Raw genomic sequence first — 17,640 nt, forward strand, 5'->3', positions numbered from 1 at the left:
GATGCCTTCTGGCCCTGACGACCAAGCCTTCATTTCCCCGGCCATGCCGTCGCGATTGCCCCGGCCGAGGTCGGCAGACTGGGGCGGCAAGGCGCTGCTGGTCTGCGCCCTGGCCCTGCTGATGACCATTCCGGGCCTGTTCGTCTGGGCCCTGATCAAGGACCGCTCCGACCGTTCCGAGGGTGTCGTGCGCGAGGTCTCGCAGCTGCAGGGCGGCGCCCAGCAGATCACCGGACCCCTGCTGGTCGCGCCCTGGACCGTCACCCCGACGGCCAAGGAGGGCGAGGTGATCACCGGCTGGTATCTGGTCTCGCCCGACACCGGCGCGGCCGATGTGAAGGTCAGGACCGGCACGTTGCGGCGGGGCATCTTCGATGTGCCGACCTACAAGGCCACCGCCAGCCTCACGGCTGGCTTCAGCAAGCTCAAGCCGGTGCAGGGCCTGCCGACCGGGGCGGTGATCGACTGGAGCCGGGCGCAGATCGTGCTGGGCTTCTCCGACCTGCGCGGCGCCCAGACCGACGTCGTGGCGACCCTGACCACCCCGGCGGGTGACACACGGCTGGAGTTCACCCCCGCCTCGGACGTGCGGCTGGGCCGGCCGATGACCCCGCCCGACAGCGACGGCCGGGCCCGGCCGGATGAGGACCTCGGCGACTACGGCCTGGTCTCGACCCCGGCCGCGCCGTTGCTGGCCGCCATCGAGGGCGGAACCATCCGCACGACCCTGACCTTCTCCGGCGCCCAGCGGCTCAGCGTCGTGCCGTTCGCCAAGTCGACCCGGGTGGTCATCAACGGCGACTGGCCCGCGCCCCGGTTCGACGGCGGTTTCCTGCCGACCAAACGCGACACCACCGCCGACAGGTTCAGCGCCGACTGGTCCGTGCCGTTCATCGCCCGCGGCCTGCCAGACCGCGGCTCGACCTCGGTCCTGTCGCTCGGCGAGCTGGGCCAGCGCGATCTCGGCGTCAGCTTCGTGCGGACCAACAACCCCTACCAGAACGTCATGCGCGCGCTGAAATACGCGGTGATGTTCATCGGCCTGGTGTTCCTGACGTTCTTCGTCTTCGAGGCCCTGTCCGGCAGCCGGCTGCACCCGGCGCAGTACGTCCTGATCGGTCTGGCGCAGATGGTCTTCTACCTGCTGCTGCTCAGTCTCTCGGAATACATCGGCTTCGACGCGGGCTTCGCGATCGCGGCGGTGGCGACGGTGCTGCTGATCGGCCTCTATGCCGGGGCGGCGTTCAAGGCGACCCGCTACCGGATCCAGGCGCTGGTCGTGTTCAGCACCGTCTACGGCCTGATCTACCTGCTGATGCGGCTCGAGGACTTCGCCCTGCTGGCCGGTTCGATCGCCGCCTTCGTCGGTCTGACGGCCGGGATGTGGCTGACCCGGAACATCGAATGGTACGGCGGACGGGCCGATACGACGCCTCCGGCGCCGCCTGTGGGTAACTAGGTTGGGCGCGGGCGCCTGTCCTGCGTGGACAGGCGCCCCGCTGCGCCTTAGATGGAACCCAATCGTTCCTAGAAGTGTGATGCAGCGGCATGGTTCAACTCGCGCTCCCCAAGAACTCCCGGGTCGGCAAGGGCCGTCATTATCCCGCGCCCAAGGGGGCGAAGCGGGTCAAGACGTTCCGCATCTATCGCTACGATCCGGAAGGGTCGGAGAACCCGCGCTGGGACACCTACGACGTCGACGTCGACGCCTGCGGTCCGATGCTGCTGGACGTGCTCATCCACATCAAGAGCACGGTCGACCCGACCCTGACCTTCCGCCGGTCCTGCCGCGAAGGCGTCTGCGGCTCCTGCGCGATGAACATCGGCGGCCGCAACACGCTCGCCTGCACCCACGGCTGGGAAGACACGCCGGGCAACGAGATCCAGATCTCGCCGCTGCCCAGCCAGCCGGTGGTCAAGGACCTGGTCCCCGACCTGACCCTGTTCTACGCCCAGTACGCCTCGATCGAGCCCTGGCTGCACACCGAGACCCCCGAGCCGCGCACCGAATGGAAGCAGTCGGTCGAGGACCGGTCCAAGCTGGACGGTCTCTACGAGTGCATCCTCTGCGCCTGCTGCTCGACCTCCTGCCCCAGCTACTGGTGGAACGGCGAGAAGTACCTCGGCCCGGCCACGCTGCTGCACGCCTACCGCTGGCTGATCGACAGCCGCGACGAGGCCACCGGCGCCCGGCTCGACGCGCTTGAGGACCCCTTCAAGCTCTATCGCTGCCACACCATCATGAACTGCGCCCAGGTCTGCCCCAAGGGTCTGAACCCGGCCAAGGCCATCGCCGAGATCAAGAAGCTGATGGTGGAGCGGGTGGCCTGAAGCAGGGCCGCGCCCTCGCCGCCGCCGCCCTGGTCTGGGGCGCGGCCGAGGGATTCCTGTTCTTCATCATTCCCGACGTGCTGATCAGCTACGTCGCGCTGAAGCACGGCCTGAGGGCCGGCGTCATCGCCTGCCTGCTGGCCGCCGTCGGGGCGGGGATCGGCGGAGCGGCGATGTACGGCTGGAGCGCCCGCGATCCGCAGGCCGCCCTCGGCGCCGTCGCCGCCGTGCCGGCGGTGTCGACCCCGATGATCGTCCACGCCAGCGTGCAGATGGACCGTCAGGGCTGGTTCGCCGCGGCGCTCAGGGGTCCGGTCAGCAGCACACCCTACAAGGTCTACGCCCTGCTCGCCCCGTCGAAGGGCGCGAGCCTGCCCGCCTTCGCGCTCGGCGCCCTGCCGGTCCGGCTGCCCCGGTTCCTGCTCTCGGCCCTCGCCTTCGCGGCGATCCGGCGGCTGGTCGCGGAACGAATTGACGCCCGCTGGCTCATGTCGGGCTTCACGGCATGGTGGGTGCTCTTCTATGTGTGGTTCTGGGCCACCCATCCGGGCTAAGGCTCTTGCAAAAAGTTGACGCGGGCGTCATTTTCCCGCGCGATCCTGGAGGAGGGCGGCTTGGCCGATCCGAAGGCGAAGGTGGTGATTCTGGGCGCGGGCCACGCGGGTGGTTCAGCGGCCGCCTTCCTGCGCCAGTACGGCCACGAAGGCCCGATCGTGCTGATCGGCGACGAGCCCATCCCCCCCTACCAGCGTCCCCCGCTCTCCAAGGCCTGGCTCAAGGGCGAGGCCGACGCGTCCAGCCTCGCGCTCAAGGATAACGCCTGGTACGCCGAGAACGACTGCGACCTGCGGCTGGGCGTTACCGCCGTTTCGATCGACCGGGCCTCAAAGACGGTCCGGCTGTCGGCCGGCGGGGCGGTCGCCTACGACTATCTGATCATCGCCACCGGCGCCCGGGCGAGAAAGCTGCCGATCCCCGGGGCGGACCTGGACGGCGTGCTGGAGCTGCGCACGGCCGCCGACGCCGAACTGCTGAAGGCCGCCCTCGGTCCGGGCAAGCGCCTGGCGATCATCGGCGGCGGCTATATCGGCCTGGAAGCGGCGGCCTCGGCCCGCGCGCTCGGCGCCTCGGCCCTGATCATCGAACGCGAGCCGCGCATCCTCGCCCGCGTCGCCTGCGAGGAACTGTCGACCTTCTTCCAGGACTATCACCAGGCCAAAGGGGTCGAGTTCGAACTGTCCGCCGGCGTCGATGCGCTCGAGGGCGAGAACGGCAAGGTCCGCCGCGTGCGCCTGTCGGACGGACAGCTGGTCGACTGCGACGCCGTGCTGGTCGGCGTCGGCGCCCTGCCCAACGAGGAGATCGCCCGCGACTCCGGCCTCGACTGCGCCAACGGCATTGTCGTCGACCTGCAGGCCCGCACCGCGGACCCCTCCGTCTTCGCCATCGGCGATGTGACCCACCGGCCGCTGCCGCTCTATGAGCGCCAGTTCCGGCTGGAGAGCGTGCCCAACGCCCTGGAACAGGCCAAGCAGGTCGCCAGCGCCATCACCGGCCACGCCCCGCCCAATCCCGAAGCGCCGTGGTTCTGGTCCGACCAGTATGATCTCAAGCTGCAGATCGCCGGCATCCCGTTCGACGCCGACAGCCGCGTCATCCGCGGCGACCGGTCCGCGGCGAAGTTCGCCATCTTCCATCTGAAGGGCGACCAGGTGCAGGCGGTCGAGGCGGTCAACGCCGCGCCGGAATTCATGATGGGCAAGATGCTCATCCTCAACCGCAAGCCCGTCTCACGCGAGAGACTTGCGGATTCGTCCATTTCCATGAAAGAGGTCGCCGCCTGACAAGGCGGGACAACGAACAAGAGGCGTCAGGGAGCGTATGGCCAAGATCACCTACATCGAGCACGACGGCACCGAGCATACGGTTGACGTGAAGACCGGCCTGTCCGTCATGGAAGGGGCGATCAAGAACAACATCCCCGGCATCGACGCCGACTGCGGCGGCGCCTGCGCCTGCGCGACCTGCCACGTCTATGTCGATGAAGCCTGGGCGTCGAAGACCGGCGAGAAGTCGGCCATGGAGGAGTCGATGCTCGACTTCGCCGAGAACGTCGAACCGTCCAGCCGCCTGTCCTGCCAGATCAAGGTCACCGACGACCTCGACGGCCTGACCATCCGCATGCCGGAAAGCCAGCACTAGCGGGCGCCGGGGACATGTACCGAAGGTACGTGTCCCCCGATCAAGCTGCAGCGAGTTTAGGGGGACACGTACCTTCGGTACATGCCCCCTGCTGCCTAGAACCCGAGTTCCTTCTGGCCTGACTCCGCATGCGCGGCCTCTGGCAGGTGGCAGGTGAAGGTCGAGCCGTTTCCGGGTTCGCTTTCCAGCGCCACCCAGCCGCCGTGCAGTTCGACCAGCGCCTTGACCAGGGCGAGGCCAAGGCCCGGTCCGCCGCGGTCGCGGCCGACGAAGCGGTCGAAGATGTGCGCCTGGACGTGGAACGGCACGCCCCGGCCTGTGTCACGCACCGCCAGCCGCACCTCGCCCGCCGCCCGCATCGCCGACAGGGTCACCACCCCGCCCGGCGGGGTCTGGCGCAGGGCGTTCTCGACCAGATGGTCGAGGGTCTGGACCAGCCGGCGGTTGTCGCCGCGGATCAGGCCGATGTCGTCGGGGTCGCCTTCCAGCGCCAGGGTGACCTTCGCGGCCTCCGCCATCACCTTCCAGCGCCCGGCGACCTCGGTCAGCAGCGCGCCGACCCGCACGTCGCCCAGCTCCAGCGCCATCTCCTCGGCGTCGATGGCGGCGATGTCGAGCACGTCGTCGATCGACCGGCCCAGCTGGACGGCGGCCTGGCGCACAGCGCCCAGGTGTGAGCGGCCGCGCTCGGGGATCGCCTCGCCCATCCGGTCGAGCAGTTCCGAATAGCCGATGATCGTGGTGAGCGGCGTGCGCAGCTCGTAGGAGACGTTGCCGACGAACTCGCGCTTCAGCCGCTCGGCGCTGTCCAGCGCGGCCTCCTTGTCGGCCAGGGCGCCCTCCAGCTGGCGGGCGTCGGTGATGTCGGCGAAGGCGATCAGGGTCGCGCCGTCGGGCAGCGGCCGGGTCTGCCAGGCCACGATGCGGCCCACGGCGTTGCGGATCTCGCCGGCGGTCGGGGCGCGGGCCTCGGGATCGGGATCGCCGACCCGGCCCTTGAGCTCCTGCCAGAAGGCCACGTCATGCAGGCGCGGGGTGCAGAGTTCGACCACCCGCTCGAAGTTGACCCCCTCGTCGAGGTCCTCCTCGGCGACATGCCAGAACCGGGCGAAGGCCTCGTTGTGCAGCCGCAGCCGGCCGTTGGAGCCGAACACCACCACCGCGTCGTTGAGCTTGTCGAGGGTCGCCTGCTGCACCTGGATCAGGGCGTTGTACTGCGCGCGCAGCCGCACCTCGCCGGTGATGTCCGAATAGAGCAGCAGCAGGCCGCCCATCGGGTGCGGCTGGCGGATCAGCCGCAGGGTGCGGCCGTCGGGCAGGGTCCAGCGGTCGTCCGGCTGCGGCCCGAGGGTCTCGTACCGGGCCAGCTCTGCGGCCTTCCAGCGGGCGTAGTCCGGCGTCTCGGGCAGCCGCTGACGCTGACGCAGCCGGTCGAGAATCTCGCCATGCGTCGGACGCTCGGCCAGCCAGGCCGTCTCCAGCCCCCACAGGTCGGCGAAGGCGGTGTTGTGGAACGACAGCCGGCGGGTCGGCCCGAAGATGGCGACCGCCTCGGCGATGTGGTTGAGGGTTTCGTCGTGGGCTGCCACGTGGCGCTTGAGGGCGTCCTGGATCTCCTCGGCCTGGGTCACGTCGGTGGTCCAGACCGCCACGCCGCCGCCTTCGAGCGGCTCGGCGGTGACCTTCAGCGCCTTGCGCTGCCCGCCCAGCGAGATCCAGCGGGTGGTCTCGCGGCGCTCGCCCAGATTGGCCGCCTCGCTGGCGATGGCGTCGGCGCCCTTGTCGAGCGACAGCCCCAGATTGGCGGCGTCGCCGGCGTCGCGCGCGCTGACCGCGGCCAGCCAGGCCTTGTTGGCCCATTGCACCGCGCCGTCGGCGCCGGCGATCCAGGCGGGCTCGGCCCGGGCGTCGAGGAAGGCGGCCAGGCGCGCGGCGCTGGGCAGGGCGGTCTCGTCCCCCGGCGCGGCGGTCAGGCGCAACCAGGCCAGGGCCCCGGCGGCGCGGCCCTCGACCGACACCACGCCCTTCGGCCCGCGGGCCTCGAAGGCGCAGGGCTCACCCCGTTCGAACAGCGCCCGCAGCCGCGCGGCGTGGTCCGGCTCGGCGCGCATGATGGCGTTGACCATCGCCTGGGCCTCGGCAGCGGGCAGGTTGAAGGCGGCGGCGCAGGCCTCGAGGTTCTCCTCGCCCGAGGCCAGCAGGGCGCGGCCGTCGTCGATCACCAGCAGGGTGGAGTCGAAGGCTTCAGCCGAGGCCTGGGCGGCTGCGGCGCGGCCCTCAACGGCCTCCAGCCGGTCCTGCATCACCCGCAGTCGACGGTCCATCGCCCGGCGCTGCACCAGCGCCCACAGCACTGCGCAGATCGCCAGACAGACGGCGCCCGCCGTGGCGGCGACGATCAGTTCCATTTGCGTCATGCAAGACCCGCCCGAATCATGGCTGGCACACGATAAGCGAGGCCGGGCCGCCGGGCGACTGGCGAAGCGTCCTGCGGGGCGCCATCTTCGTCGCATGACCTTTCCGGCCGACGCCCTGGCGCCCTCTCTCGATGATTTCGCGCGGATCGCCCGCACCGCGTTCGACGCCCTGCCCGATCCGTTCCGGCAGTTGGCGGGCGAGGCGGTCATCCGGGTGGCCGACTTCGCCGAGGATGATGTGCTGGCCGAACTGGGCATCGAGGAAGCGTTCGAGCTGACCGGCCTCTACCAGGGCGTCGACCTGTCGCGGCGATCGGTGCTCGATCCCCTGCCGCAGCCCTCGATGGTGTTCCTCTATCGCCGGCCGATCCTCGACGAGTGGGCCGAACGGGGAAACGTCACGCTCGGCGAGCTGATAACCCATGTGCTGGTTCACGAGATCGGCCATCATTTCGGCCTGTCCGACGACGACATCGACGCCATCGAAGCCCGCGACTGAGGCCGCCATGCCCGACTTCATGTTCCTGATGCACAACGACGTGACCGCGCCGGAGGACGAGGACGCCTGGGGCTCCTGGCTGGGCGGCCTGCGGGCTGCGGGGGTGTTCCAGGGCGGCAGCGGGATGGCCGGCGGCGTCGCCCTGCGCAGGTCGGGCGCGCCCGGCGCCCTGTCGTCGCACATTTCGGGCTATATCCGCGTCGAGGCCGAGGACGCCGATCATGCGGCGCGGTTGCTCGCGGGCAATCCGGTGTACGAGGCCGGCGGGACGGTCGAGATCCGCGAGCTGCCGCGCGACGACTGACCGGGCGAAGCTGCTCAAGACAAACCGTGAACGAATCGGATAGGACACCCGTCATGCTCGCGCCCGACTTCGACTATGACGCCGTTCGCCGGGACATGCCGGAAGCGCGCGTGATGCGCGGCGAGGCCTATGCCGCCAAGGGCTGGGTCGATCTGGTGGAGGTCTTCCCGACCGGCGTGCTGGCCCATGTGACGGGTGAGCGGGGCATCGCCTATGTCGTCGAGGTGGCCGCGCCGGACGGATCGGACGCCCGCTGCACCTGCCCCGATTTCCAGGACAGCGGTCTGCGCTGCAAGCATGTGGTGGCGACGGTGTTCACGGTGCTCGACGCCGATGACGCGACGCTGGAGGCCGCCGCCGGTCGCCTGACCCGCCTGACCGACATGCTCGAGATGGAGGGCCGTGACGACGCCGCCCTGGCCGTCGACCGCGGCCGCCGCGACCCGGCCCTGCTGCGCGAGCTCGAGGGCGACCCGGCCTGATCGCGGGGTTAATTCCCGTTCAGAAGTTGACGCCCCCGTCACTTTTCAATTGACCCGCACTTGCATCAAGGGGACAGTGTTCACCCTGAGCGAGGTCCGGCTGCAACGGGCCCGTAATCCCATGACTGGCCGGAGGATCGTCGCGATGACCGACAAGAACATCACCAAGGACGCCATGTACGACGCGGTCGCGCCGGACGACTTCGAGTCGATGCTCGAACTCGACCGCTACGGCAACCGCTCGACGGCCTTCGACAAGATCATCTCCGCGACCCACGATCACTTCTGGGATCCGCTGGACAAGGACTACATCGACTTCGACGAGCCCTTCGACATGGAGAACCAGGCCATTGTCCCCGAGGACATGGTCGTGGCCCTGTCCACCGACTACGTGTCCAACCACCTGTCGGACCCCAAGACCCGCATCGCCTTCATCAACGAGTCCACGCTGCGCAGCTTCTCCTCGATCCTGCACGGCGAGCAGGGCGCGCTGAACCTGTCGGCCAGCCTCTGCCACGTGCTGAAGGACCAGGGCGCGCAGGAATACGCCGCCAACCAGACCCGCGAAGAGGCCCGCCACGTCACGGCCTTCGCCAAGTACGTCAAGGCGCGCTGGGGCCGTCCGGTCGAGTGCGGCCCGACCCTGAAGGCCCTGCTGGTCGAGATCATCGGCGCGCCGGAGGTCTACAAGAAGATCATCGGCATGCAGATGCTGGTCGAGGGCCTCGCCATGGGCGCCTTCGCGACCTTCTACAACAAGCTCAACGACCCGGTCGGCAAGAAGCTGATGCAGCTGGTCATGACCGACGAGGCCTTCCACCACAAGTTCGGGAAGATCTGGGCCGACCGCACGATCCCCAAGCTGAGCCCCGAAGAGCACGCCGTCATCGAGGACTGGGCGGCCCACTGCTTCCAGGCCGTGCTGTTCAACCTGGTCGGTCCGAACCAGCAGCGTGACCTGTACGAGAAGTTCGGTCTCGACCCCGACAAGGTCATCGCCGAGTTCGCCCAGATCATGACCGACGACATCCGTCGCGAGAGCATGAAGGAGCAGACCAACATCTTCCGCGTGCTGGTCAAGACGCTGCTCAACGCCGGCATCATCACCGACCGCACCAAGGCCTTCTACGGCATGTATGTCGACCTGGAAGAGCTGAAGATGGAAGGCGACCGGATGGTCGGCGACGACATCGCCGAGGACGGCATCCGCTATCTGCAGGCGATCAACTTCAAGGATCGCGAGCACAAGCCCGTCAGCATCGCCGCCGAATAAGGCCTCCGTTCCGACGGACCCGCGAACGCCCCGCCGCAACCCGGCGGGGCGTTCTGCGTTTCAGACCCTCGCGCCGCAGACCGGAATCCACTTTCCGACCGGGCGCGCTAGAGTGGGTCCCATGAACCGTACGCTTCTCATCGCGCTGTTCGCCGGCCTGCTGGCCGCCGGCGCCGCCCTGGCCGCCGCGCCGCAGCCGACCAGACCCGTGTCGGCCGGCTTCTATTCGGGCCGCTGGTACGAGATCGCCCGCATCCCCAACGCTGGCCAGCGCGACTGCCAGGCGGCCTACACCCAGTTCGCCAGCACCGGCGCGCAGTTCCAGGTCAACCAGGTCTGCCGCAAGGGCTCGCCCACCGGCCCGGCGAAGACCTTCGTCACCAAGGGCCGCATCCTGCCGGCCACCAACAACGCGAAGTTCGAGATGAGCTTCTTCGGCGGCATCCGGAAGCAGGAGTACTGGGTCCTCGACACAGCCCCCGACGGTGGCTGGACCCTGATGGCGACGCCAGGCGGCAACTACATCTGGCTCCTGTCCCGCCACGCCGTGATGCCGGCCGGCGCGAAGGCCGCCGCCATCGCCAGGATCAGGGCGCTGGGTTACCGCCAGACCCTGGAGTTCCCGGCGCAGGCCGGTTGACAACGAACGAAACCGGAACATCAATGCGGGCGTGGAAGTCGTCGCCCTCACCCTTGTCACGGTCACCCGACCGGAAACCACCGTCGCGGTAACGCGGGGGGCGGCGCGGCTGCTGGTCGAGATGGGCTATGCGCCGCTGGCCGAGGTCGGACTGCCCAACGGGCGGCGGGCGGACCTGATGGCGTTGGGCCGCAAGGGCGAGATCGTCATCGTCGAGGTCAAGTCGAGCCCCGAGGACTATCTGACCGATCGCAAATGGGCCGAGTACGCCCCCTACTGCGACGCCTTCTTCTTCGCGGTCTCGCCGGGCTTTCCGGTGGACCTGATCCCACCCGAGCCGGGCCTGATCGTCGCCGACGGCTTCGGCGGCGCGGTCGTGCGCGAGCCCGGCTGGACCCCGCTGGTCGCCGCGCGACGCAAGGCGCTGACCCTGGCGTTCGCGCGGCTGGCGGCGTTTCGGGGCTAGCACCCGGATCCGCTCTTCCCCACAAAGGCCGGGACGGCGCGTCTTACCGCGGCGCGCGCTTGGCCAGGATGCGCTGGAGGGTCCGACGGTGCATCGACAGGCGGCGGGCGGTCTCCGAGACATTGTGGCCGCACAGTTCATAGACCCGCTGGATATGCTCCCAGCGCACCCGGTCGGCGCTCATCGGGTTTTCCGGCGGCGCAGCCAGCATGTCGCCGGCGGCCAGCAGGGCGCGGGCGACGTCGTCCGCGTCGGCGGGCTTGGCGAGATAGTCGATTGCGCCCGCCTTCACCGCCGCCACGGCGGTGGCGATGTTGCCGTAGCCGGTCAGCATGATCACCCGGGCGTCCGGGCGCGCGTCGCGGATCGCCTCGACCACCTTCAGACCCGTGCCGTCCTCCAGGCGCATATCCAGCACGGCGAAGGCCGGCGGGGCGGCTCTGACCGCGTCCAGCGCCTCGGCGACGCCGGCCGCCATGGTCACGACGAAGCCGCGTTGCTCCAGCGCCCGGCCGAGCCGAGTGCGCAGCGCCAGGTCGTCGTCGAGCACGAGCAGGCTCCGGTCTGGCAGGACGGCTATGAGATTGGACAGATCGGTCATCGCCAAAGCCCCGGACGCAATTCGCGCCGTAGTTGAAAAACTCGCGTCACACTGTCGCATCCTTTCGGGGGGCATCAAACCCCGACGCGTCACCGAACGGGTCTGGCAGGGCCGGAGCCTCGATCGCCTCCCGCCGCCAGCGCGCAGTGATAACGGCGCCGCCGTGCCGACCGTTCCGGAAATCGACATTCGCGCCGGTCCGCTCCAGCAGGGTCTTGGCGATGAAGAAGCCAAGGCCCATGCCCACATGCCCGCTGCGCATGGCCTCTGCGCCCGGCCGACTCGTCACGTAGGGCTCGCCCAGTTTGACCAGCACCTCCGGCGCGAAGCCCGGCCCGTCGTCGCGCACCTCGATGGCGATATGGCGCGCATCGAACCGCGCCGAGACGAGGATCTCCGAACGGGCGAAGTCGACCGCGTTCTCGACGAACGCCGTCAGGGCGTGGAGCACTTCGGGCAGACGCCAGATTTCCGGCGCCGCCTCCCCGTGCGAGCCGGACACCACCGCCTCGACCCTGACGTCGGGCCGACGGGCATGCGGCGCGATCGACTCCTGCACCACCTGCAAAAGGCTCATCCGTTCATGCACCGCGTCGCCGGCTTCCGGCGTGCGGGTCAGTCTCTGCAGAATGTCGCGGCAACGCTGGGCCTGGGCGATCAGCAGGTCGGCGTCCTCGCGCAGGGGGCCTTCGGGCGTGTTGCGGCCCAACTCCTTGGCGACGATCGAGATGGTCGCCAGCGGGGTGCCCAGTTCATGGGCGGCGGCGGCGGCCAGGGCGCCCAGGGCTGACAGCCGCTGCTCGCGCGCCAGCACGGTGTGGGCGGTGTCGAGCGCCAGCTCCATCCGCGCCGCTTCCTGTGCGGCGTACCAGGCGTAGGCGGCGGTGAACGAAATGCCGAGCACCCTGGCCATCACGGCGCCGATGCGGTTCAGCAGCGGCGGATCGAACGGCTCGGCGTTCGGCGACGGCAGCGGCAACGCCGTCACCGCGAGGAAAATGCAGGCCACGATGGCCAGCAGGGCCAGCAGGATCGTCTGGCGCAGCGGCAGCGTCGCGGCCGCCAGGGTCGCCGGACCGATCAGCAGCAACGAGAACGGGTTGACGATCCCGCCCGTCAGATAGAGCAGGGCGGACAATTGCAGGATGTCGAACGCGATATGTCCGGCCGCCTCGTTGTCGTTCGCCAGCCGCTGGCCCGACGTCGCCAGGCTGACCAGCACATTGAGCCAGGCCGAGAGCGCGATCAGGGCGAAGCAGGCGGCGACCGGCGTGGGCAATCTCAGGCCGTAGGCCACGACCACGACCGTGATCGTCTGGCCGGCGATCGCGACCCAGCGCAGATTGGTCAGGGCCCGCACCCGCAGCCGCCCGCGCCGGGGCACGCCGGCCGGCCAGAGCGCGTCCCAGCCTTGCGCGGCGGGTCTGTCCGGCCTATCGAGTCGCGGCTCCGGGTCGGCCAGCGCGGTCGGTGATGGGGTCAGCGCCATGCCCGCCAGAGTGGGCCGAACGCGCGCCGATGGCGAGCCCTGATGGAGAGACTCTTGTCGCGTCAACGCCTGTTGCTGATCGTCACCGTCGCCCTCGGCCTGGTGCTCGCCGTGCTCATCGCGCTGAGCTTCAACGCAGGCCGTCCCAGCCAGACCCAGGGGCAGGCGCTGGTGGGTGGACCTTTCCAGCTGGTGAACCAGGACGGCAGGCCGGTTGACCAGTCGGTGCTCAAGGGCAAGTGGAGCGTGGTCTTCTTCGGCTTCACCTACTGCCCCGACATCTGCCCGGCGACGATGCAGGCGGTTCGCGGCGCGGTCGACCTGCTCGGCGCGGACGGCAAGGACGTCCAGATCGTGTTCGTGTCGGTGGATCCGGGCCGCGACAAACCGCGCGTCCTGAAGGACTGGCTGGACGCCCAGGACCTGCCCGCCTCGACGCTGGGCCTGACCGGGACCCCCGAACAGGTAGCGGCGGCGGCGAAGGCCTATCGCGTGGTCTACCAGCGCGAGGGCGACGGCCCTGACTACCAGGTCAATCACTCGACGGCCGCCTACCTGATGAACCCCGGCGGACGGTTTGATCGCGTGCTGGCCTACGGTCTGACGCCCGAGCAGATGGCCGACCAGATCCGCAAGGGCATGCGGGGCGACTAGTGTGCTGAATTTGAAGTTCGCCTCATGGCTGGATCACGCATTGAGCGAACTTCAAATTCCAAAAGCACACTAGGAACCTGGTCTTGCTAGCGTCCTCTTCGATTCCGAAGTTCGTCGGAGGAGGCCATATGCCATTGCGAACTTCGGAATCGGGACGCTAGCACCTCAATTCGGACTGGACTTCGTTAAGCTGCGTTGTGTTATGCTGCGCTGCACAACGAACGAGGTTCGATTGCTCTACGCCCTGCACGAAGCGACCTACTACGCCGCATCACCGATGCGCGCCGCCGCGCGCGCGACGCGCGACTGGTGGACGTCGCCGCTCAATCCCGCCCGCAATTCGCAGATCGGCCGCAAGATCTCCGCCGGCGCAGACCTCTACGCCAACGTCACGCGCCGCTATGGCAAGCCGGACTGGCACATCGACGAGATCACGGTGAACGACCACAAGGTCCGGGTTCGTCCGACCGTGGTCTGGGAAAGCCCCTGGTGCCGGCTGATCCAGTTCGACCGCGACATGGCCGACATGCGCCGCGCCGGAAAGCTCCAGCTCGATCCGGCGGTGCTGATCGTGGCCCCGATGTCCGGCCACTACGCCACCCTGCTGCGCGGCACGGTCGAGGCCTTCGCGCCGGACCATGCAGTGTTCATCACCGACTGGTCCAATGCCCGCGACGTTCCGATGATGGAAGGCCGCTTCGACTTCGACGACTACATCGACCACATCAAGCTGATGCTCGAGGCCCTTGGCCACCGGGCGCACGTGGTCGCCGTCTGCCAGCCCGGGCCCCCGGTGCTGGCCGCCGCGGCTCTGATGGCCGAGGAGAACAACCGCTACCGGCCGCGCACCATGACCTTCATGGGCTCGCCGATCGATGCACGGCTGTCGCCGACCGTGACCAACAAGCTGGCCGAGGAGCGGCCCTTCACCTGGTTCCAGTCGAGCATGATCTACACCGTGCCGGCGCCCTATCCGGGCGTGGGCCGGCGCGTCTATCCGGGCTTCGTGCAGCTGGCCAGCTTCATGTCGATGAACCTGGAGCGGCACAAGGACGCCCACCGGCGCTACTTCGACAACCTCGTCGCCGGCGACGGCGACAGCGCGGACAAGCACATCGCCTTCTACGACGAGTATCTGGCGGTGATGGATCTGACCGAGGAGTTCTACCTCGATACGATCCACAAGGTGTTCCAGTCCTACGCCCTGCCCAAGGGCGAGCTCATGCACCGCGACCGGCTGGTCAATCCGGCCGCCATCACCGACATCGGCCTGATGACGGTTGAGGGTGAGCTGGACGATATCTCCGGCATCGGCCAGACCCAGGCTGCCCACGACCTGTGTCCGAACATCCCCGCCGACATGAAGCTGGACCATGTCCAGCAGGGCGTCGGCCACTATGGCGTGTTCAACGGCAAACGCTTCCGGGAAGAGATCTTCCCCCGCGTGCAGGCCTTCATCCGCCAGTGCGATCCCGACTTCTGAATCGGGCTTTGCGGCACGCGCCGCCCGGCTTAATCACGGGATGATGAACCTGTTCGGCCGATCCGCCTTCAGCCACGGCGACCGCATCGAGGCGGCGGGCCTGCCCGTGCGGCTGTCGGTCAACGCCCGCGCCCGGCGCATCAGCCTGCGGGTCGACCGGGTCAAGCGCGAGGCCATCGCCACCGCGCCCAGCGCCCGGCGCCTCGGCGAGGCGGTCGCCTTCGCCCGCGAACGCGCGGACTGGATCGCCGGCCAACTCGCCGACCTGCCGCAAACCACGCCGTTGCGTCCCGGCGGCGCGCTCAGCCTGTTCGGTCGTCCCGTTCGCCTTGTCGCGGGAACCGGCCGCGCGAAGCTGTCGGAAGACGCGGACGGCTTCACCATAACCGCGCCGGACGACGCGGCCTTTGGCGATCGGGTCCTGCGCCTGGTCAAGGTCGAGGCGCGGCGCTGGCTGACGGAACGCACCGTCGTGCACGTTGCGGCGCTCGACCAGCCGTTGCCGAAGATCGCCATCACCGACACCCGGGGCCGTTGGGGCTCCTGCCGTCCGACCAGCGCCCGCGGGCCGGCCGCGATCCGCTACAGCTGGCGGCTGGCCATGGCCCCGGCGGAAGTCGCCGACTACGTGGTCGCCCACGAGTGCGCTCATCTGATCGAGGCCAACCACGGTCCGCGCTTCTGGGCGCTGGTCCGTCAGATCAACGGCGACCCGGCCCCGCACCGCGGCTGGCTCAAGCGCGAGGGCGCCCGGCTTCAGGCCGTGGGCAGGGGCTAGGCGCCTTTCCCTAGTAAGGGATCTCTTCCGGCGGCCGCGTAGCCGCTTTTGGTTCCGGCTGGGGCGCGGGTCGATCCTGCTCGCCGCTGCCCATGCCCAGCGTCGAGAGAATGTCGCCGATCGCGTCGCGCGGCGCCTCGACCTCGATCACGCCGCCCGGGATCGCCTGGGACTTCAGCCTCGGCAGGGCCTGGGCCATGAAGCTGCGCCAGATGGTGGCCGGAGCGCCGCCGCCGGTGACGCCCTTCATCGAGGTGTTGTCGTCCTTGCCGGTCCAGACGGCGGCGACGAAGCCGCCGGTGTAGCCGACGAACCAGGCGTCGCGATAATCGCTCGTCGTGCCGGTCTTGCCGGCGATGTCGTAGCCGGCCACCCGGGCGCGCTTGCCCGTTCCGGTCGTAACGACCTCGCGCATCATCTGGTTCATGTACTGCAGCGCCGGCGAGCCGATCACCGATCGACGGGGCCGCTTTTCCAGGTTGCGGTCGTAGAGCACCCGGCCGGTCGCGGTGCGGATACGCTGGATGCCGTAGCCCTTGGCCAGGAAGCCGCCGTTGGAGAAGGCGGCGTAGGACTGCGCCATCTCGAGCGGGTTCACCTCGACCGCGCCCAGCGCCATCGAGGGCGCGAGCTGGATCTTGCTGGTGATCCCCAGCCGCCGGGCGGCGGCGGCGACATTGCCGGCCCCGACCTCATTGGCCAGCCGGGCCGCGACGGTGTTGACCGACTGGGCCAGGGCGGTCTGCAGGGTGATCGCGCCCAGATACTTGCCGGTGTAGTTGCGCGGCTCCCAGCCGCCGATGCGCACGGGCTCGTCGGCGACGATCACAGCGGGCGTCCGGCCGGCTTCCATCGCGGCGAGATAGACGAACGGCTTGAAGGCCGACCCCGCCTGGCGACGGGCGCTGGTCGCCCGGTCGAACTGGCTTTCGTTGTAGTCCGCCCCGCCGACATAGGCGCGGATGCGGCCCTCGCCGTCGATCGCCACAAGGGCGGCCTGCTGAACGCCCTGTCCCGCGGCGCCCTTGACCCCGCTGCGGACGGCGGCTTCAGCGGCGGCCTGGATCGGCAGGTCGAGCGTCGTCTCGACGATCAGATCCTCTGTCGGCTCGCCCACCAGGGCGCGAACCTGGGCGTCGACCCAGTCGGTGAAATACTGCGCCCGCTGGTTGGCCAGCACGGCCGACACGCGAACCGGCGTACGGAAGGCTTCGGCCCGCTCCTGGCTGGTGATCGCCCGGGTGTGGACCATCTCGTCGAGCACGATGGTCGCCCGTCGTGCGGCCCGTTCGGTGGCCGACACCGGGCTGTAGCGCGAGGGGCCCTTCATCATCCCGGCCAGCAGCGCCGCTTCGCCGAGCGTCAGCCGCGAGGCCGGCTTGTTGAAGTAGCGCTGGGCCGCGGCCTCGATGCCGTAGGCGCCGGCGCCGAAATAGACCCTGTTCAGATAGAGGGCCAGGATCTCCTTCTTGGTGAACTTCATCTCCAGCCAGAGGGCCAAAATCAGTTCCTGCGCCTTGCGGCGCGGCGTCTGGTCGAGCGTCAGGAACAGGTTGCGCGCCAGCTGCTGGGTGATGGTCGACCCGCCGGCGGCGAAGCACCAGCAGCCGATGTTCTTGACCACCGCGCGGCCGATCCCGATCGGGTCGAAGCCGGGGTGGTAGTAGAAGCGCCGGTCCTCGATGGCCATGAAGGCCTTCGGGACATAGTCAGGCAGCTTCTCCAGATCGACGGGCGGCGCGTACTGGCTGCCGCGCACCGCGATCAGGGCTCCGGACCGGTCCAGATAGGAGATCGACGGCTGCCGCGTCACGGTGTTCAGCTTGGACACGTCGGGCAGGTCGGTGGCGAACACCGCGAAGAAGGCGACGAGGAAGATCAGTCCCCACACGCCGACCACAGCCCCCCAGTAGAGGAAGGCCTGTAGGGGTGTCCGTTTGACGCCCTGCTGGTTCGCCATGTCGCTGTCGCTGTTCCGGAAAATTGCCGCCGACACTTCCGTCGAAGCGTCGCAATCCTGA

General features: G+C 69.0%; 18 protein-coding genes. 14 read left to right on the forward strand and 4 right to left on the reverse strand.

The genetic code is table 11. The features are described from left to right. The first annotated feature begins 1 nt into the window (after position 1). The 5 genes from creD (at position 2) to AC3WJT_RS02090 (ending at position 4,533) form a co-directional block, all read left to right on the forward strand. Entirely contained in the window at positions 2-1,459 is a 1,458-nt protein-coding gene (creD, locus tag AC3WJT_RS02070; RefSeq protein WP_492341407.1) for a cell envelope integrity protein CreD, read from the forward strand. Positions 1,460-1,548: 89 nt separating this feature from the next. Beyond that, a complete protein-coding gene (locus AC3WJT_RS02075) occupies positions 1,549-2,331 on the forward strand; it encodes a succinate dehydrogenase iron-sulfur subunit (protein ID WP_492341408.1) in 783 nt (260 codons plus the stop codon). A gap of 77 nt (positions 2,332-2,408) precedes the next feature. Then, positions 2,409-2,885 (forward strand): hypothetical protein, encoded by a 477-nt coding sequence (locus tag AC3WJT_RS02080; protein ID WP_492341409.1) that lies wholly within the window; start codon positions 2,409-2,411, stop codon positions 2,883-2,885. Positions 2,886-2,945: 60 nt separating this feature from the next. After that, a complete protein-coding gene (locus AC3WJT_RS02085; protein ID WP_492341410.1) occupies positions 2,946-4,175 on the forward strand; it encodes an NAD(P)/FAD-dependent oxidoreductase in 1,230 nt (409 codons plus the stop codon). A gap of 37 nt (positions 4,176-4,212) precedes the next feature. Continuing rightward, complete coding sequence (locus AC3WJT_RS02090) at positions 4,213-4,533, forward strand: 2Fe-2S iron-sulfur cluster-binding protein (protein WP_492341411.1); 321 nt, start codon at positions 4,213-4,215, stop codon at positions 4,531-4,533. A 95-nt stretch (positions 4,534-4,628) separates the two neighbouring features. On the opposite strand, the gene AC3WJT_RS02095 is transcribed toward AC3WJT_RS02090, so the two are convergent. Beyond that, a complete protein-coding gene (locus AC3WJT_RS02095) occupies positions 4,629-6,950 on the reverse strand; it encodes a sensor histidine kinase (RefSeq protein WP_492341412.1) in 2,322 nt (773 codons plus the stop codon). Positions 6,951-7,044: 94 nt separating this feature from the next. On the opposite strand from AC3WJT_RS02095, the gene AC3WJT_RS02100 reads away from it, so the two are divergent. The 6 genes from AC3WJT_RS02100 (at position 7,045) to mmcB (ending at position 10,614) form a co-directional block, all read left to right on the forward strand. Beyond that, positions 7,045-7,449 carry a metallopeptidase family protein gene (locus AC3WJT_RS02100; RefSeq protein WP_492341413.1) on the forward strand — a complete coding sequence of 135 codons (405 nt, stop codon included), beginning with the start codon at positions 7,045-7,047 and terminating at the stop codon, positions 7,447-7,449. A 7-nt stretch (positions 7,450-7,456) separates the two neighbouring features. Beyond that, entirely contained in the window at positions 7,457-7,753 is a 297-nt protein-coding gene (locus AC3WJT_RS02105; RefSeq protein ID WP_492341414.1) for a YciI family protein, read from the forward strand. Positions 7,754-7,806: 53 nt separating this feature from the next. Continuing rightward, positions 7,807-8,235 (forward strand): SWIM zinc finger family protein, encoded by a 429-nt coding sequence (locus AC3WJT_RS02110; RefSeq protein WP_492341415.1) that lies wholly within the window; start codon positions 7,807-7,809, stop codon positions 8,233-8,235. 145 nt (positions 8,236-8,380) lie between these two features. Beyond that, positions 8,381-9,508 carry a ferritin-like domain-containing protein gene (locus AC3WJT_RS02115; protein ID WP_492341416.1) on the forward strand — a complete coding sequence of 376 codons (1,128 nt, stop codon included), beginning with the start codon at positions 8,381-8,383 and terminating at the stop codon, positions 9,506-9,508. A gap of 121 nt (positions 9,509-9,629) precedes the next feature. Further along, positions 9,630-10,148 (forward strand): lipocalin family protein, encoded by a 519-nt coding sequence (locus AC3WJT_RS02120; protein WP_492341417.1) that lies wholly within the window; start codon positions 9,630-9,632, stop codon positions 10,146-10,148. 31 nt (positions 10,149-10,179) lie between these two features. Beyond that, positions 10,180-10,614, forward strand: coding sequence for a DNA repair putative endonuclease MmcB (gene mmcB / locus AC3WJT_RS02125; protein ID WP_492341418.1), 435 nt, complete (start codon positions 10,180-10,182; stop codon positions 10,612-10,614). 43 nt (positions 10,615-10,657) lie between these two features. Here the strand turns inward: mmcB and AC3WJT_RS02130 are convergent, their stop codons facing one another. Together AC3WJT_RS02130 and AC3WJT_RS02135 are read right to left on the reverse strand one after the other, a co-directional pair. Beyond that, positions 10,658-11,215: an ActR/PrrA/RegA family redox response regulator transcription factor gene (locus tag AC3WJT_RS02130; RefSeq protein WP_492341419.1), complete on the reverse strand. Its 558-nt coding sequence runs from the start codon at positions 11,213-11,215 to the stop codon at positions 10,658-10,660. A 46-nt stretch (positions 11,216-11,261) separates the two neighbouring features. Continuing rightward, a complete protein-coding gene (locus AC3WJT_RS02135) occupies positions 11,262-12,704 on the reverse strand; it encodes an ActS/PrrB/RegB family redox-sensitive histidine kinase (protein ID WP_492341420.1) in 1,443 nt (480 codons plus the stop codon). A gap of 54 nt (positions 12,705-12,758) precedes the next feature. On the opposite strand from AC3WJT_RS02135, the gene AC3WJT_RS02140 reads away from it, so the two are divergent. The 3 genes from AC3WJT_RS02140 (at position 12,759) to AC3WJT_RS02150 (ending at position 15,619) form a co-directional block, all read left to right on the forward strand. After that, a complete protein-coding gene (locus tag AC3WJT_RS02140) occupies positions 12,759-13,358 on the forward strand; it encodes an SCO family protein (RefSeq protein WP_492341421.1) in 600 nt (199 codons plus the stop codon). A gap of 232 nt (positions 13,359-13,590) precedes the next feature. After that, positions 13,591-14,841, forward strand: a complete 1,251-nt coding sequence (locus AC3WJT_RS02145) for a polyhydroxyalkanoate depolymerase (RefSeq protein ID WP_492341422.1) — start codon at positions 13,591-13,593, stop codon at positions 14,839-14,841. Between the two features lie 43 nt (positions 14,842-14,884). Beyond that, the gene (locus AC3WJT_RS02150) at positions 14,885-15,619 is read left to right on the forward strand and encodes a M48 family metallopeptidase (RefSeq protein ID WP_492342354.1); all 735 of its coding nucleotides are present in this window, start codon (positions 14,885-14,887) and stop codon (positions 15,617-15,619) included. Between the two features lie 10 nt (positions 15,620-15,629). Here the strand turns inward: AC3WJT_RS02150 and AC3WJT_RS02155 are convergent, their stop codons facing one another. Continuing rightward, on the reverse strand, positions 15,630-17,579 hold the full coding sequence (locus AC3WJT_RS02155; protein ID WP_492341423.1) for a transglycosylase domain-containing protein: 1,950 nt from the start codon (positions 17,577-17,579) through the stop codon (positions 15,630-15,632). Between the last annotated feature and the right edge of the window lie 61 nt (positions 17,580-17,640).

Source organism: Caulobacter sp. FW305-C-30-S16 (assembly GCF_058783025.1).